The 15,846-nt window shown below is 52.0% G+C and carries 14 protein-coding genes; 6 read left to right on the top strand and 8 right to left on the bottom strand.

Annotation, left to right across the window (positions count from 1 at the left end):
• Window positions 1-50 precede the first annotated feature (50 nt).
• From ACR64Q_RS19890 to ACR64Q_RS19880, 3 genes are all read right to left on the bottom strand, one after another.
• The gene (locus ACR64Q_RS19890) at window positions 51-2,039 is read right to left on the bottom strand and encodes a TOL_0244 family TonB-dependent receptor (RefSeq protein WP_313732858.1); all 1,989 of its coding nucleotides are present in this window, start codon (window positions 2,037-2,039) and stop codon (window positions 51-53) included.
• Between the two features lie 98 nt (window positions 2,040-2,137).
• Window positions 2,138-2,755, bottom strand: a complete 618-nt coding sequence (locus ACR64Q_RS19885) for a class I SAM-dependent methyltransferase (protein WP_026602608.1) — start codon at window positions 2,753-2,755, stop codon at window positions 2,138-2,140.
• 6 nt (window positions 2,756-2,761) lie between these two features.
• Window positions 2,762-3,733, bottom strand: coding sequence for a Tim44 domain-containing protein (locus tag ACR64Q_RS19880; RefSeq protein WP_026602607.1), 972 nt, complete (start codon window positions 3,731-3,733; stop codon window positions 2,762-2,764).
• Window positions 3,734-3,873: 140 nt separating this feature from the next.
• On the opposite strand from ACR64Q_RS19880, the gene ACR64Q_RS19875 reads away from it, so the two are divergent.
• The 6 genes from ACR64Q_RS19875 (at window position 3,874) to ACR64Q_RS19850 (ending at window position 10,971) form a co-directional block, all read left to right on the top strand.
• The gene (locus tag ACR64Q_RS19875) at window positions 3,874-4,269 is read left to right on the top strand and encodes a hypothetical protein (protein ID WP_026602606.1); all 396 of its coding nucleotides are present in this window, start codon (window positions 3,874-3,876) and stop codon (window positions 4,267-4,269) included.
• 127 nt (window positions 4,270-4,396) lie between these two features.
• Window positions 4,397-5,707, top strand: coding sequence for a TolC family protein (locus ACR64Q_RS19870; RefSeq protein WP_026602605.1), 1,311 nt, complete (start codon window positions 4,397-4,399; stop codon window positions 5,705-5,707).
• Complete coding sequence (locus ACR64Q_RS19865) at window positions 5,704-6,795, top strand: efflux RND transporter periplasmic adaptor subunit (RefSeq protein WP_026602604.1); 1,092 nt, start codon at window positions 5,704-5,706, stop codon at window positions 6,793-6,795. The genes ACR64Q_RS19870 and ACR64Q_RS19865 overlap by 4 nt, the downstream gene beginning before the upstream one ends.
• Window positions 6,795-9,857 (top strand): efflux RND transporter permease subunit, encoded by a 3,063-nt coding sequence (locus ACR64Q_RS19860; protein ID WP_313732856.1) that lies wholly within the window; start codon window positions 6,795-6,797, stop codon window positions 9,855-9,857. The genes ACR64Q_RS19865 and ACR64Q_RS19860 overlap by 1 nt, the downstream gene beginning before the upstream one ends.
• Window positions 9,854-10,159 carry a DUF3240 family protein gene (locus ACR64Q_RS19855; protein ID WP_026602602.1) on the top strand — a complete coding sequence of 102 codons (306 nt, stop codon included), beginning with the start codon at window positions 9,854-9,856 and terminating at the stop codon, window positions 10,157-10,159. Before ACR64Q_RS19860 ends, ACR64Q_RS19855 begins: the two co-directional genes overlap by 4 nt.
• A 98-nt stretch (window positions 10,160-10,257) precedes the next feature.
• A complete protein-coding gene (locus tag ACR64Q_RS19850) occupies window positions 10,258-10,971 on the top strand; it encodes a DUF3240 family protein (protein WP_020484238.1) in 714 nt (237 codons plus the stop codon).
• Between the two features lie 92 nt (window positions 10,972-11,063).
• On the opposite strand, the gene fdxA is transcribed toward ACR64Q_RS19850, so the two are convergent.
• From fdxA to ACR64Q_RS19825, 5 genes are all read right to left on the bottom strand, one after another.
• Entirely contained in the window at window positions 11,064-11,387 is a 324-nt protein-coding gene (gene fdxA / locus ACR64Q_RS19845; RefSeq protein ID WP_020484239.1) for a ferredoxin FdxA, read from the bottom strand.
• 148 nt (window positions 11,388-11,535) lie between these two features.
• Complete coding sequence (fusA, locus tag ACR64Q_RS19840) at window positions 11,536-13,641, bottom strand: elongation factor G (RefSeq protein WP_313732855.1); 2,106 nt, start codon at window positions 13,639-13,641, stop codon at window positions 11,536-11,538.
• 220 nt (window positions 13,642-13,861) lie between these two features.
• Window positions 13,862-14,800 carry a ketopantoate reductase family protein gene (locus tag ACR64Q_RS19835; protein ID WP_313732854.1) on the bottom strand — a complete coding sequence of 313 codons (939 nt, stop codon included), beginning with the start codon at window positions 14,798-14,800 and terminating at the stop codon, window positions 13,862-13,864.
• The gene (hda, locus tag ACR64Q_RS19830) at window positions 14,797-15,489 is read right to left on the bottom strand and encodes a DnaA regulatory inactivator Hda (protein ID WP_313732853.1); all 693 of its coding nucleotides are present in this window, start codon (window positions 15,487-15,489) and stop codon (window positions 14,797-14,799) included. The genes ACR64Q_RS19835 and hda overlap by 4 nt, the downstream gene beginning before the upstream one ends.
• An 11-nt stretch (window positions 15,490-15,500) precedes the next feature.
• Window positions 15,501-15,845 carry a DUF2069 domain-containing protein gene (locus ACR64Q_RS19825; RefSeq protein ID WP_313732852.1) on the bottom strand — a complete coding sequence of 115 codons (345 nt, stop codon included), beginning with the start codon at window positions 15,843-15,845 and terminating at the stop codon, window positions 15,501-15,503.
• Window position 15,846: the final 1 nt, after the last annotated feature.

Raw genomic sequence — 15,846 nt, 5'->3', positions numbered from 1 at the left:
GCAACTGCGCCGGTGTTTGCCAAGAACCTGTGTAGGCTCGGATACCGCATTTAGTAGCGTACCGTCGCTTTAAGGTAATAATTGCGTTCGAATTCGCTACTGATCACCGCGTTATCGATATTAGGGCTGAACTCCAGATGCCGATTGTCCAGCAAATTCTGCGCACCGACAGCCAATTCAAAATGTAGATTCGGCTGCCAGCCCAAGCGCAAGTCCAGACGATGATAGGCCGGCACCTGATTGATCAGGTGATCGGTGTAATACCAATGCGCATCGAATTCCAGTTGATACGGCAGATTGAAGTAGGAGCTGAGGTTGAAACGGTTGCGGGCGCTATTGCCTTCAGCCACCGTCGCGGCGCTATCCAGGCTACCGTCGCGCTGGTGCAAGGCAATCGCAAACAGGCTGTAACTACCTTGTAATCGCCAGCGTTCGGAAACCCGCCAATTCAGCGCTGTTTCCCAGCCGTAGGCTTCGCCGTTTGCCTTGTTGGCAATTAGAAACGGGATAGTGATGTTGTCGCCGTTGATAAGCGGCGTTTGCGGTTCGGTGGTGCTGAGCCGGCCGTAATCGCTATAAAACAGCGTAGTATCCAGGTTAAAGATGTCGTTGGGGAAAAAGCGGTAGCCCAATTCGTAAGTGATTGCGCTCTCCGAGTCAAAATTATCGTCGCCCATAATGTTGGCTGTGGTTCCGGGGGCTACGTTGAACAAGACATTGACGTCGTGATCTGCCCTGGCCGGCACGCGAACTGCTCTGGATACCGCGCCCCACAGGCTGTGTTGTTGACTGGGCACCCACAACAGCCGGGCGGAAGGCTGGATCTCAAAGCCGGTAAAATCGTTATGCTCGACTTTACTGCCGTATATCAAGCGCAGTTCGTCTGCCAGAAATCGCCATTCGTCTTGAGCAAAGACGTTGAACAAGTGCACATCGCGCTCGGATGGATCGAAGTGTAACAACGCCTGTTTTTGCTGAAGTTGATCGCTATTGAAGCGATAACCGGCACCCCACGTTACGTGATGAGCGTGCCAATTGAAATCATGCTGTAAATCCAGGTCGAAGGTGCTGCGCCGATAATCCAGTCGGCTTTGGTTGCGGACGGCATGATCGAAATAACTGCGGATTTGTAGGCGGCTATCGTTTTCCAGGGTTTGTTGCCAACGTAACAGCAGGTTACCGCCATATTTTTTGGTGCTGTCGGGGCTAATGGGCGAAACCGGGTCGAGGCTATTCAGCGACTGCTGCATGTCGCCATTGAAATAGTCGCCCTGCACGATCAGGTTTTTGCGGGCGTCCGGGGTCCAGTCGCTGCGAAAACCGGCGCGGCCCATGTCCAGGCTGTCATTGGCTTTTTCGCCGTTACCGAAATGAAAAGCCTCGCGATGATTGTATTTGCCATAGACTCGATAATTAAAGTCCGGATTGAGTTGGCCGCCATAACGAAAGGTGCCGAATCCGGGTTCTTCTTTGCTGGTGCCGCCTGACAGCAATACACCTTGCGATTCCTGGGCGGAACGAGTGACGATATTGATGACACCGTTGACGGCGTTGGAGCCCCACAACGTTGCGCCGGGGCCGCGAATCACCTCGATGCGGTCAATGTCCTCCAACGGGTAGTCCTGCTCGTTCCAGTAAACGCCGGAGTTCAGTGGGTCGTAGACAGTGCGGCCGTCCATCATCACCAACAGCTTGTTGGCATTTATCCCGTTAAAGCCCCGGCTACTGATCGCCCATTGATTGCCATCCACCCGTGCGACTTCCAGGCCTGGCACCTTGCGCAGCAGTTCTGGTATCGATTGCATGCCGGAACGCCTGATTTCTTCGTGGCTGATGACGAATACCGCCGACGGGGTTTCGCTGATAGGTTGTTGGTTTTTCGAGGCGATGGAAACGGTGGACGCACTCAGCTCTTGGAGAGATAAGGTTTTTAAATGGGATAGAGTATCGTCCGCCCCGGCAGGCGCGGCAGTCCGCAGGGCAATACAGAAAAGCGCCAAACGCTTATTTTTGCTCGCCAATTTTAACTTGTTTGCCATAATTTCCGTCATTTACGCCCGATTAAGCACGCGTGCATTGTAGACGGCGGCGATTAAATAGTAAAAACCGCCCGAATGAGCGGCCTTGCGAAGAAGATTTATTTGATGGCGCGGATCAGTTTGATCATGTCGCTGCTGGCGGGATCGACGAATATTTTTTGGAACGGGCAAGCTTGCACGCTTTTTAACGTCTGCCGGTTTATATTGGCGCCCAAAGTATTCAAAATCAGCGGGTTGAACAAATTCATCATCATCGCCAAAGCTTTGTTGGAGCTTAATACGTGTTCCAACAACAGCACTTGACCGCCAGGTTTGCAAACGCGATAGAGCTCTTTCAGGCCTTTTCTGGGTTTCGGTACCGAACAAAACACAAAACTGGCAATGACCGTGTCGAAGCTGTTATCGGCATAATCCAGAGCCTGCACATCCATCAAAGTCAGATCGACAACAATCTGTTTACGCTGTTGTTTGCGGCGGGCCATTTCCAGCATTTTCGGGCTGAAGTCGATAGCTGTGATCCGGCCATCATCAGGGTAAAACGGGAAGTTCTTCCCCGTTCCGACCCCGACTTCCAATATATGGGCGCCGCTAGCCTGCGACCAGAGCTTTTTACGTAAACGGCGAAACAGCAAGCCTTCCAGAAAGCCTTCCAGACCATCGAAATAGGGCGCAAGCCTATCGTAACGCTGTCTGACTTTAGTGCTGTCCGCCGTCATGCCGGATTATTCTGCAAATTGCTGAATGCCGTCCAGGAACCAGCGGGTTTGATTGCTGTTTATGGGTTTGACGAAATGCCATACTTCTTTGATCGGTTCGGCTTTCGCGCCATCTTCGCTGATCAATGCGTCGAATAACACTACCGCTTCCAACTCCGAGCCGGCTTCGCGGACATCAATTAATTCAGCGTTGAGTTTCAGAACCTCAGTTTTGTTGCTGGCGCTGGATGCTTGCAATTGCTCTTGAATTTCCACAAATACCTTGTCCGTGGTTAAGCCGCGGATTTCCGCCAAGTCGCGACTATCCCAAGCTGCTTGCAGGTAGCGGTACGCACTTTCTGCGCCGCTCAAAAAGGCGCGCTGATCGAATCCAGCCGGCAGGTTGTTCGCGTCGAAGCCAGCGGGCTGTTGATAGTCGCTGCTATTTGATCCCGCCGTTCTGCCTTTTTTGAACAGCACATCGGTATCGAAGCCGGAGCCGCCAGCTGCCGGTTGTTGAGTTTCGCGATAATAATTTTGCGATTCCGCTGGTTGTGAGTGAGCTGGTCCGTAACCGGTCGGTGCGGCGGGTTGCTGACGTGATCTGGCCGCAAACAAGCGATACAGCAGATAGGCGACGCCGGCAAACAGCAGCATGTCCATCAGATTGATGTTTTCGAATGCGCCACCGAAGAACAATGAGCCCAATAGTCCGCCTAAAGCCAAGCCACCCAGCATACCCATCAGGCCGCCGCGACCGGCCCAATTTTGTCTGGCTGTTTGATTTTGTGCGGCGGCTTGTTGCTGGCTAGCCGAACGGGTAGGCTGGCTGCTGGCTCCACTGGGAGAGGTGGAGCGTTGAAACGGTGTGCTATAGCTCGGTTTGCTGCCGAAAGACTTTCCGCCGCCCATGCGTTTCGCCTGCGCTTCCTGGACACTGCCTAGCAGTAAGGCCAGCGCAATGAATAATGTTGCCAAGGTACCGATCTTTCTGTTCATAGGTGTTTGCCTAAAGTGAATAAATGTATGCCGATATTCGGGGTAAAATCGCGTAATTCAAGTAGAATAGCCTTTCGCATGGTCCTATACAACCGCCGTCTACTGATTAACGACATCCAACAGACATTCTGAAAACATAAATGGTTGCATATTTGCGTCAATTTCTAGTTATGTTTTTGCTGCTTTTGCAAGTGGCAGCGCCGCTGGTGCATGCCCATGTCGGTAGAGATGCCATGCAGGGCGGCCTGCATTTGCACGAATTCGAGTCGCTACATATCGACCATGATGGCGACCCCGCCTTGATGGCTGTCGAGCACGACCTGCAAATTCAAAATAGTATTGTCAATCTGGGCTCCGCGATCAAACAGCAGCAATGGCTGGACAGGCTGGAGCCGGTTTTCTACCTGCTGGTCAGCGTGGTTGCCGATTTGGCGGTTACGCGGCAAATCCAAGTCGTTAATTTTTCTCCGCTTATACCGCTGTTCGCGCCAGACCCCGTACTTAGTCACAATCCATCCCGCGCGCCGCCGCTCTGAAAGGGGTTGGCTTCGTTGTTGAAGTACGCTTATTTAACACGTAACAGCCCCTCGTTCTAAAAATGGTCAAAAGCCCATTAGGCCTTTGGCTGCTCAGCCCTATTCAATTATTGCTTTGGAGTGCTCCATGAATGGATACCGTTATCTGAAATGCGGTTTACCTGTTTTACTGCTGGTTACGGCGCCTTGCCTTGCCGAAATAAATCCTGTCGGAGAGAGCTTGGCGGCGACTCGCGGCGAAATGTTTTCGGAAAATTTGATTGTCGAGCACATGGATCCTATCGAAACCGATCAATCGCTCAGCTTGTCGCAATTAGTCGAAATAACCTTGGAGAAATACCCGGATCGATTGGTTGGCGAAGCCTTGACCCAGGAAGCCAACGCCTTGGCCGAACGCAGCGATGCTTGGGTGGCCGGCTCCACGGCTGTTGGTTTAAATTACATGGATGACCGAATTGCCGACGACCTGGGTTCACGTGAGGCCTCGGCCCAAGTCGAAATCACTACCTGGAAATGGGGGCAGCGCGATGCCGGCCAGGCCGTGGCGGAGCGGGCCGGCGTTTCCGCGCAAAAGCAATCGGCGGCGGTTAAGCTGGAAGTCACACGCTTGATCAGAGATGCCTTGTGGAATATGGAAATCGCCAATATCGGTTTGCAACAGGCGCAAAATGCTTTGTCGATTTCCGAGCAATTGATGAAGAAAGTCGAACGCCGGGTGGAACTGGGCGATTTGCCGCGCGCGGATTTGTTGCTGGCCAAGGGTGAATATCTGCAAAACCGGGCGTTGGTAACCCAAGCTGAGGCGGAGGTAATGCATAGCCGTAAAGCCTATGCCAGCTTGACTACTTTGTCGCGGGTGCCGGGCAATTATCAGGAAAAACTCAGCGATATTACCTCCGTGACCAGCAACCACCCGATGTTGGAAGCTATCAATGCCATCATTGACCGCAAACAAGCAGAAATTGAATGGACCAAATCCACCGATCCTATCAATCAACCCAAGCTCAGTGTAGGCGCGAAAAGCCAACGGGATGGCCGCAGCGGGCAAGACATCGAGAGTGTCGGCGTCGGCGTGGTGATGCTATTCGGCGGAGAGGCCTATAACGCGCCGGAAATCGCGAAGGTGAATCTGGAGCTGAACAATGCCAAGGCGCAACGCGAACATCTTTACCGGCAGTTGGAGAAAAATCTGCACGAAGCCGAGCATGCTCTGGAAGTGACGCGGGCGGAGCTGGCAATAGCCAACGAGTTGAAACAAATCGCCGAAACCCATCTGAAAATGACCGAAGTCAGCTTCTCGGCCGGCGAAATCAACCTGTTGGATCTCTTAAAAATCCAGGCTCGCAGTCTGGAAGCGATTCGCAATGCCAAATTGCAGGAGGTTAAATTACAGCGCAACATCGCTTTCTATAATCAAGCGGTAGGCATACAGCCATGAGGCGGTTAATCTTCGGCCTGTTATTGACGCAGGCGTTAAGCGTGTTTGCTCAAGATACGCAGATCAAAATTACTCAGCAGCAGATCGACAATTTGGATATAAAAGTTGCGCAGCTTACCGCTAGCCAACAGATTCCGTTGTTTTACGCGCCGGGCAAAGTGGTGGTGCCGGCAGATCGGGAGGTGTTGATCAGTAGCAGCCAGCCCGGTTTGGTTACCCAATTGCCGGTCAATATTGGCGACAAGGTACACAAAGGCCAACTGTTGGCACAGTTGAACAGCCCGGAACTTGTCGGGTTACAACAAGCATTTTTAACCGCTGCTAGCGAACTGAATTTATCCGGCCAAGAGCGCAGCCGCGATCAAAAATTATTGCAGGAAGGTGTGATTGCGCAGCGGCGCTGGCAGGAAACCCAAATGCTGTACAGCAGCAAATCGGCCAAGGCCGATGAGGCCCGGCAGTTGTTACTGTTGGCCGGCATGTCGGCCGCCGAGATTAAAAGTTTGGGTCAAAACCACAAGCTGGACAATCGTTTGACTATTCGGGCGCCCATCGACGGGGTGGTGTTGGAGCGTCTGACCAATTTGGGTGCCCGCTTGGATATGCAGGCGCCGCTGTATCGGATTGCCGATTTGTCTGAGCTGTGGCTGGAAATCAATATTCCGCAGGAGCGCTTGAGCGGGATTCGGCTCGGCGATTCGGTGTGTCTGAAAGGCAGCGAGATCACTGCCAAAATTAGCTTGCTGGGTCAAAGTGTCGATCGCGATAACCAAACGGTATTGGCCAGGGCGGTGATTGACGGCAAAGCCGAGGGTTTACGCGTGGGACAGAACGTCAATGCGCAGATCATGCAAAACAGCTTAGAGACCGGCTTCCTTGTACCTAATACCGCCATTGCGCAGAACGAAGGGCGCGCTTATGTATTTGTGCGCAATCAAGACGGATTTGCCGTGACCGAAGTGACGGTTACCGGTAAGCAGGACGCCAATTCCTTGATCAGCGGACCTTTGTCCGGCAACGAGCAAATCGCCATAAAAGGCGCGGTGGCCTTGAAAGCCAATTGGTTAGGTTTGGGAGGCGGCGAATAATGGCTGGGTTAATTCGCTTTGCGTTGACCCAGCGGCTGTTGATTTTACTCGGCGTACTGTTGCTGGTGGGCGGCGGTTATTATGCGGTCAAGCATATTCCCATCGATGCCTTTCCCGAGGTGTCGCCTACGCAGGTCAAGATCATCGTCAAAGCCAATGGCATGACGCCGGAAGAAGTGGAAGCTCGGATTACCGCGCCGATTGAAGTTGAGTTGCTGGGCATTCCGCATCAAACCATGCTGCGCTCGTTGGCTAAATATGCCATTACCGATATTACGCTGGACTTTGAAGAAGGCACTGATATTTATTGGGCCAGGCAACAAGTCGCGGAACGGTTGAACGCCTTGTGGGGCAATTTGCCGGAGGGCGTACAAGGCGGCATCGCGCCGATGACCACGCCACTAGGAGAGATGTTTATGTTCGCCATAGAAGGCGGCGATTTAACTCTGATGCAGCGGCGAGAGTTACTGGATTGGACCATCCGCCCTGCTCTGCGTACCGTAAGCGGCGTGGCGGATGTGAATGCGCTGGGCGGGCTGGTGCGCAGCTTTGAAGTGGTGCCCGACAATATTCGCATGGCGTCTCGAAATATCGATACCCAGCAATTAAGAGCGGCTTTGCAAAACAATAATCGCAACGACGGTGCCGGTCGGCTGAGCGAAGGCGAGGAAGCGCTGATAGTGCGCGCCGAAGGCCGTATCAAGAACGAGCAGGATGTGAAGGCCATTGTGGTGGCGCAACACGAGGGCTTGCCGACGCGAGTGGACGATATTGCCGAGGTAAGAATCGGCGCATTGACTCGTTATGGCGCGGTCAGCAAGGACGGTAACGGCGAAGCCGTGACAGCGGTCGTGCTCAGTTTACGCGGCGCCAATGCTCGGCAGACTATCGAGCAACTGGAAAGCAAGTTGGCGGAATTACAACCAAGTTTGCCTGAAGGCGTGCATCTGAATGTGTTCTATAACCGTGGTGTATTGGTTGGCAAGGCAGTAAACACCGTTTCCAAGGCGTTGTTGGAAGCCATCGTTTTGGTAGTGGTGCTGCTGATTCTGTTTTTAGGCGATTTACGCGCGGCCCTGACTGTCGCATTGGCCTTGCCATTGGCGGCGCTGGTGACCTTCATCCTGATGCACGCGTTCGGTATGTCGGCTAACCTGATGAGCCTGGGCGGTTTGGCTATCGCTATCGGGATGTTGGTGGATGGTGCTGTGGTAGTTGTGGAGAACGTGATTACTCAGCTGGCCGATCATCAAAAGGCCGAAAGGTTGCCGCGCCTGCATCTGATTTATCGGGCTACCCGCGAAGTAGCGGTGCCGGTGACATCGGGCATCTTGATCATCATCATCGTATTCTTACCGCTGTTGACCTTGCAGGGGCTGGAAGGCAAGCTGTTCGGGCCGGTGGCAATGACTATCGTATTTGCCTTAAGCGGTTCCTTGATATTGTCATTAACCGTTATTCCGGTGCTGGCGTCGCTGTTGCTGAAACAGGTATCCCATGAAGAACCCTGGTTGCCGCGCAAACTGTTGCAGTGGTATCAGCCAGTTCTGGTCTGGTGTCTGGCTAACAGCACAAAAGTTTTTATCGGCGCCGGCGCGATGTTGGCGGCAAGCGTATTGGTATTCACCCAAATCGGCAGTACCTTCATGCCGACGATGGACGAGGGCGACATCATCGTGCAGTTGGAGAAATTGCCGTCCATTACCTTGCTGGATTCGGTGGCCTTGGATGGCCGTGTGCAGAAAAACATCCTCGAGCATATCCCGGAAGTACAGACTGTGGTGTCCAGAGTCGGTACCGATGAGTTGGGTTTGGACCCGATGAGTTTGAACGATACCGACACTTTTCTGATTCTGAAGCCCAAAGCGGAATGGCGCATGGAAACCAAGGAAGAGCTGATCGAGGAAATCCGGAAGATTATGGACCATACGCCGGGCATTGCTTTCGGTTTCACTCAGCCCATCGAAATGCGGGTTTCGGAAATGTTGACTGGGACCCGCGGTGACGTGGCGATCAAATTATTCGGCGCCGATCTGGATACTTTGAATCATAAAGCGGAGCAAATCGAAGCGGTGCTGAAGACCATACCCGGTGCCAGTGATGTGTTTACCCGTAAAAATGAAGGCATGCAGTTTCTGCAGTTGAGTATTGATCGAGAAGCTGCCGGCCGTTTCGGTTTGGATAGTAATAGCATAGAAGATATGTTGCGCGCGCAGATTGAAGGTGTACAACTGGGTATTGTCCAAGAGGGGGTGAAGCGCACACCTCTGCTTCTGCGCGGCGACAGTAACACCGCCAACTTCGATAATTTACAAATCAGTTTGCCGAATGGCGACCATGTGCCGATTACCGCAGTCGCGAAAATTCAAGCGGTAGAAGGGGTGGTGTCTATAGATCGGGAAAAAGGCCAGCGCTTCGTGGTGATCCGCTGTAATGTTGAGGGCCGCGACTTGGTCGGTTTTGTCGACGAGGCGCGCAAGGCGGTGGCCGAGCGCGTCAAATTGCCGGGCGGTTTCCATGTGGCGTTCGGCGGGCAGTTTGAAAATCAACAACGCGCTTCCGCGCGTCTGTCTCTGGTGATTCCATTATCGTTAGGTTTGATATTTCTGTTGCTGTTTTCCACCTTCGGCTCGGTGCGGCAGGCGGTGCTGGTGTTGTCCAATATCCCGCTGGCCATGATAGGAGGGGTGTTTGCCTTGTGGATGTCAGGCGAATATCTGTCGGTGCCGGCTTCGGTAGGCTTCATCGCCCTGCTCGGTATCGCGGTATTAAACGGGGTGGTGATGGTCAGTTATTTTAATCAGCTGTGCGCGACCGGTATGGAACTGTCGCGGGTGGTGATTATCGGTTCCGGGCGGCGGTTGCGGCCGGTTCTGATGACGGCCAGCATCGCTGCCTTCGGCTTGATTCCATTACTGTTTGCCTCGGGTCCCGGTTCGGAAATTCAACGGCCATTGGCTATTGTGGTCACCGGCGGTCTATTGTCTTCGACATTATTAACCCTAATCCTGTTGCCGATACTCTATCAACTATTCGGCCGCCATCCGGAGCATTGCAGATGAGTCACGAAGCATTTTTACTGACTGTGAATGTGCCGCCCAGCCTGGAAGAGGCGTTGGTCGATTGTTTGCTGTCATTGGAATGGTCTCAGGGTTTTACCAGTTTTCCGGCCAATGTTCACGATCACAATCGGCAGGGTTTGTCGCTGGCAGAGCAGGTCGCGGGACATCAACGCAAAATTCGTTTTCAAATGTATGTGGAAAGACAAAACATTTCCGCATTATTGACTAAGCTAAAGGCGGATTTTAACGGTTCCGGACTTCATTATTGGCTGGTGCCGGCTATCGAACAAGGCATCATCTAAGCATAAAGCATGCAGAAAACGACTGGGGATGCTACAGTTCGGACAAACAGCAGTTAAACATTTTTGAATGAGCTATTTTTCTTGCCACACATAGCCCTATGAACATCTTTTTGCGACGCATTCCTGCTAATACCAGGCATACTGAAATTTCCGAGTTTGTGGCCCCTGCTTTGAAAAGTGGCTTATTCAGAAAATCCGGCCGTATAGTCGATGTGGAGATTCTGGCCTTACAGGATACCCGCATAGGTACTATCGAATATCACGGTGTGGTAACGCTGGATTCCGAGCTTTCCGTGCAAAGAGTTGTTAAAGGTTTAAAAAATCGCCGGTTTAACGGCAGAATGGTGGTGGTTAGGCCTTATTACCATCGTAGCTGGTACAACGACCCTCGCCAAAATCAGACGCCTGTGTCTGCCGATATTATCGAAAAGCGCAAGGGTGATCGCAGGCGCGGTAAGTATCTACAAGTAATCAAAAATGCGTCTGATCGTTTTAACAGTGAAGATGATTTTTTCCGAACCGTGCATCATCAACAGTTCTCCATTTCATTTATCGTGCCACCTGTCATGGAGGGGCCGATGATGGAGTGCCTGATCAGTTTTGAGGAAGAGCTGCTCAATAGTGATACCGGCGAGCACAAAATCACCAAATTTCTCACCGAAGCCGACGATGCCGATCAGCAAACCGCGCGCTTTCAGATTTACGCCGAGAAAATGGCTATTTCCGCCTTGCTGGAAAAGTTGAAGTCCGAATTTGCCGGCTCCGGTATCCATTACTGGATTATGCCAGTGGTCGAGAAGGGTGAAATCTAGTTATTAAGCGGATGCTTTAACGATGGGTTGAACCAATACCCTTCCGGTTGGGAAGAGCATTGGTTCGGTATTGCATTCGATAATGACAGTTCTTACTTTTCCAACAACGCAAGTTTGCCGGGTTTGCCGTTCCACTCGTCGGCGTCCGGCAAAGAGTCTTTCACTTCCGTAATGATAGGCCATTGTTTGGCCAGTTCCGCGTTCAGTGCCGCGAAGTGCTCTTGACCTTCCGGTAGCTCGTCTTCGGCGTGGATGGCGTTGGCTGGACATTCAGGTTCGCACAAGGTGCAATCGATACATTCGTCGGGGTCTATAACCAGAAAATTGGGACCTTCATGAAAGCAATCGACGGGGCATACGTCAACACAGTCGGTAAATTTGCATTTGATGCAGTTTTCGGTGATTACAAAAGCCATATTGTTCTTCCAAGGTTAGGTAAATGAACAAGTGTCCGTGCATAGCGGATACTGTATGGTAAAAATGCACCTGCCGCTTAACGCGGCAGGTGGCTGATCGGCAATATTAAGCAGGGTAAAGGGCCGACAAGGGCAGCCCCTATGATGCTTATTTGTCTTTGTTACGTTCCTTAACTTCTTTGATCACTTCTTCCGCGACGTTACGAGGGCAAGCAGTGTAATGCGAGAACTCCATGGAGAATTGGCCGCGACCTGAGGTCATGGTACGCAAATCGCCAATGTAACCGAACATGTCGCTCAGTGGTACATCGGCTTTGATACGTACACCGGTAATGCCTGCATCTTGCGATTTGATCATGCCGCGGCGACGGTTCAAGTCGCCGATCACGTCACCGACGTGCGCATCCGGGGTGAATACGTCAACTTTCATGATCGGTTCCAGCAATTGCGGATTACCTTTCGGGATCGATTGACGATACGCGGCACGCGCAGCGATTTCGAAAGCGATGGACGAGGAGTCAACTGCGTGGAAGCCACCGTCGGTCAGAATGACTTTGAAATCCAAGCAAGGGAAGCCTGCCAACACACCTTTGTCGATACTGGCTTTAAAGCCTTTTTCAACAGCAGGCCAGTATTCGCGAGGTACGTTACCGCCGGTAACTTGTGATTCGAAAACAAAACCGCTGCCTGGCTCGCCTGGCTCGATGACGTAATCGATTTTCGCGTATTGACCTGAACCACCCGATTGTTTTTTGTGGGTGTAGCTGTCTTCGATACGTTGGGTAATGGTTTCGCGGTAAGCAACTTGTGGCTTACCGACGTTGACGTCTACACCATGGGTACGGCGCAAAATGTCGACTTTGATGTCAAGATGCAACTCGCCCATACCTTTGATGATGGTTTCGCCGCTTTCTTGGTCGGTTTCGACGCGGAAAGACGGGTCTTCCTGCACCATTTTGCCGATCGCGATGCCCATTTTCTCGTTGCTGCCTTTGTCTTTTGGCGAAATGGCAATCGAGATAACAGGATCTGGGAATACCATCGGCTCCAGAGTGGCCGGTTGGTCTGGGTCGCACAAGGTATGACCGGTTTGTACGTTTTTCAAACCGATCAAGGCCACGATGTCACCGGCTTGCGCGGTTTCGATCTCGTTGCGGTCGTCGGCGTGCATTTCCACCATACGGCCGATACGCTCGGTTTTACCGGTAAAGGTGTTCAGCAGGGTGTCGCCTTTTTTGATGCGGCCGGAGTAGATACGGACAAAGTTCAAGGCGCCGAAACGGTCGTCCATGATTTTGAACACCAGTGCGCGCAATGGGCGGTCGGCATCGACGATCGCGTGCTCGCCGGTTGGGACGCCTTCCAGGTCGGTTTCAGGCTGTGGATTAACTTCGGTTGGGTTCGGCAAATACTCGATAACGCCGTCCAGCACCAATTGCACGCCTTTGTTTTTGAAAGACGAGCCGCAGAAAGTCGGGAAGAAATCCATCGCGATGGTACCTTTACGGATGCAACGTTTGATTTCTTCGATGGTAGGCTCTTCGCCTTCCAGATATTTTTCCATGATGTCGTCGTCTTGATCAGCCACTTGGTCGATCAATTTCGCGCGCCATTCTTCGACTTGCTCTGCCATATCAGCAGGGACGTCTTTAATTTCGTATTTCAATGGGTCACCGGAGTTATCCCACACCCAGGCTTTACGGGTCAGCAAATCGACCACGCCGACAAAGTTTTCTTCTTCGCCGATAGGCAGGGTCATCACGACCGGTTTGGCACCCAATACTTGTTCGACCTGTTTAACGACGCGATAGAAGTCCGCGCCCAATCTGTCCAGTTTGTTGACGTAGATGACGCGAGAGACTTTGGAGTCGTTCGCATAACGCCAGTTGGTTTCGGATTGTGGCTCAACGCCGCCGGAACCGCAGAATACACCGACGCCGCCGTCCAACACTTTCAAGGAACGATAAACTTCGATAGTAAAGTCAACGTGCCCAGGGGTGTCGATGATATTGAAACGGTGCGGTTGAAATTGGTTGGTGCTGCCCGGCCAAAAACAGGTGGTCGCAGCTGATTGAATGGTGATGCCGCGCTCTTGCTCTTGCACCATGAAGTCTGTAGTCGCCGCGCCATCGTGCACTTCGCCGATTTTGTGGATTTTTCCGGTCAGCTTCAAAATCCGCTCGGTGGTAGTGGTTTTACCGGCATCGACGTGAGCGAAGATGCCGATGTTTCTGTAAAGCGATAGATCAGTCATGGTTATACTCTAAAAATGGACATAAAAACTTTTAAACCCCAGCACCATTGCCACGGTTGGTTGTGGATCACATAGCTGCTAGTCTAGCGAAATATGCGGCCGGTCTTCGCTTTGCAAGGGTCTGAGGCGAAATTCACACGGCTTCTTCAAAGACAAGGTCAATGAAAATCTTCACATTCTAACCGAAAAATAACAAAAAGCAGAATGTCAATTGTGTGAATTAGTTAAGAAGGCTATTGGAACGGATTTGCAGCTCCCGGAGTTGCATCAATACATAAAGCGATTGTAGGCAGGGGCAGTCTACACCTTGCCGCTGGGCGGCGCGCACCGCGTTACCGAGAATGGCCTCGGTTTCCATGGTATGTCCCCGTTCGAAATCCAGCAGCATGCTGGTTTTGTAGGGCGGCATATCGCGTGTCAGGGCAATGTGATTTTCGACAATATTGGCCGGCAGTGGATGGCTGCAAGCCTCAGCAATAGTACAGACTTCTTGCATGACGCGACGAACAAAATTTTCCTGATTCTGCAATATCGCCTGAGTTGCCAGTCCGCCGGATAATACCGATAGCGGATTGAACGGCGCATTCCAGACGCACTTTTGCCAGCGGCTGGCGACAATATCTGCACTAACCAAACATTCGATGCCGGCCCGCAGGAACAAGTCGCGCAAATACTGCGTTTTCGGCTCATCAATCTCCGACAGATTGCCCAGGATCAGTTTGCCGTAGGCCAAGTGGCTAATCTCGCCGGGAGCCAGTCGGTTGCAGCAGATAAACGCCAAGCCGCTGATTAACAGATTATCCGGGAAAGCTTGTTGGAACTCTGGTTCAATCTCGACGCCGTTTTGGATCAGCACAATCGCCGTGTGCGGCGTTACTGCATCGCGAATCAGCGCAACTCGGTCAATGTCCGGGGTGACCTTGGTGCATAGAATCAAGTAATCCGGTTGACCTTGATACTCCGACGCCTGGTGTAAAACCTGGTTTGGCATGAATTGCCAACTACCCAAGGCATGGCTTTCGATACGGTAACCCTGCTGTTTGACAATAGCATAGTCGGAGCGGCACACCACCGAGACATCGGCACCAGCCTTAGCTAGCAGGCCGCCATAAAACCCGCCGATGGCACCGGCGCCAACAATCAATACTTTGCTGTTCATGTTTCGTCAGCCAGAATCTGCTTTAAAAACGGAATGGTTAATTTGCGTTGCGCAGCCAAGGTGGCGCGGTCGATTTTTTCCAGGAGCAACCATAGCGCCGCCAAATCGTGAACGTAATGATTCAACAAAAACCGCCCCACTGCCGGCGGAATGTCAAAGCCCAGAAAATGGGCTTTATACGTCAGCGCCTCGATTAACTGATCATCGCGCAAGGGCTGAATTTTTAAGGTCAGCCCCCAAGCCATCCGGGTTTTCAAGTCGGGCAAGGCAAAGCTTAAAAACTTCGGCGGGCAATCGGCGGCCAGCAGCAGTTTATGGTTGTTTTGCCGATGGGTGTTGTAAAACGCGAATAGCGCGTGTTCCCAATCACTATGGTCGGCAAGCAATTGAATATTGTCGAAACAGACCAACTCCAGGTCTTCCAAGCCTTCCAGCAAGGTCGGTGCCGGCAGTTTGTCAGCGTTAAAAGCCAGATAAAACGGATCTTTCCCCGCCAGCTTGGCTTGTTGACAACAGGCCTGTAATAAATGGCTCTTACCGCTACCGGCATCGCCCCAAACAAAAATCTGTTGCTCCTGGCCGTTTGTGGCCAAGGCCTGCAACTGAGTGACGATTTCGGTGTTATTGCCGGGAAAAAAACTGGCAAAGGTCTGATCGTTCTGAAACTCGAATTGTAAGGGGACTTGCATGCCGAATATGCTCAGGCTTTTTCCGCTTTGTAGACATACAGGCCGGCGCCGAAGCACAGCAGTAGGCTGAACAACACTTCCAGCAGCGCATAAGGTCGTTCGATTTGACTGACATAAGCTTCGGCGACGCCATGCGCAAAATACGGCAGGCTTAAATAAGTCATCCAAGTACAGCTTTTCAGGTCGCGGTTCAATAAACCTTTAAATGGCAGCAATAGCGGTCCGACTGAGATTAACAATAGCAATGCGGTTGGTAACTGGTTGGATGGGAACAATAGCGTGTGCCAAGCCATCATTAACAAAAACAGGCCGAAAAAGCCGATCAAGGCCGCGTAATAGTAATAGATTCGTTGCATG

The organism is Methylomonas sp. 2F7 (genome assembly GCF_057126975.1).
Note: the sequence above shows the minus strand (reverse complement) of the source record. Positions and strands in the feature narration are given on the sequence as shown.

Excerpts from the sequence above, each read along its gene's own strand:
- fusA (WP_313732855.1), bottom strand. The coding sequence starts at position 13,641 with ATGACTGATCTATCGCTTTACAGAAACATCGGCATCTTCGCTCACGTC.
- ACR64Q_RS19855 (WP_026602602.1), top strand. The coding sequence starts at position 9,854 with ATGAGTCACGAAGCATTTTTACTGACTGTGAATGTGCCGCCCAGCCTG.
- ACR64Q_RS19890 (WP_313732858.1), bottom strand. The coding sequence starts at position 2,039 with ATGGCAAACAAGTTAAAATTGGCGAGCAAAAATAAGCGTTTGGCGCTT.
- ACR64Q_RS19885 (WP_026602608.1), bottom strand. The coding sequence starts at position 2,755 with ATGACGGCGGACAGCACTAAAGTCAGACAGCGTTACGATAGGCTTGCG.
- ACR64Q_RS19865 (WP_026602604.1), top strand. The coding sequence starts at position 5,704 with ATGAGGCGGTTAATCTTCGGCCTGTTATTGACGCAGGCGTTAAGCGTG.
- ACR64Q_RS19875 (WP_026602606.1), top strand. The coding sequence starts at position 3,874 with ATGGTTGCATATTTGCGTCAATTTCTAGTTATGTTTTTGCTGCTTTTG.
- ACR64Q_RS19860 (WP_313732856.1), top strand. The coding sequence starts at position 6,795 with ATGGCTGGGTTAATTCGCTTTGCGTTGACCCAGCGGCTGTTGATTTTA.
- ACR64Q_RS19870 (WP_026602605.1), top strand. The coding sequence starts at position 4,397 with ATGAATGGATACCGTTATCTGAAATGCGGTTTACCTGTTTTACTGCTG.
- ACR64Q_RS19850 (WP_020484238.1), top strand. The coding sequence starts at position 10,258 with ATGAACATCTTTTTGCGACGCATTCCTGCTAATACCAGGCATACTGAA.
- fdxA (WP_020484239.1), bottom strand. The coding sequence starts at position 11,387 with ATGGCTTTTGTAATCACCGAAAACTGCATCAAATGCAAATTTACCGAC.
- hda (WP_313732853.1), bottom strand. The coding sequence starts at position 15,489 with ATGCAAGTCCCCTTACAATTCGAGTTTCAGAACGATCAGACCTTTGCC.
- ACR64Q_RS19835 (WP_313732854.1), bottom strand. The coding sequence starts at position 14,800 with ATGAACAGCAAAGTATTGATTGTTGGCGCCGGTGCCATCGGCGGGTTT.
- ACR64Q_RS19880 (WP_026602607.1), bottom strand. The coding sequence starts at position 3,733 with ATGAACAGAAAGATCGGTACCTTGGCAACATTATTCATTGCGCTGGCC.
- ACR64Q_RS19825 (WP_313732852.1), bottom strand. The coding sequence starts at position 15,845 with ATGCAACGAATCTATTACTATTACGCGGCCTTGATCGGCTTTTTCGGC.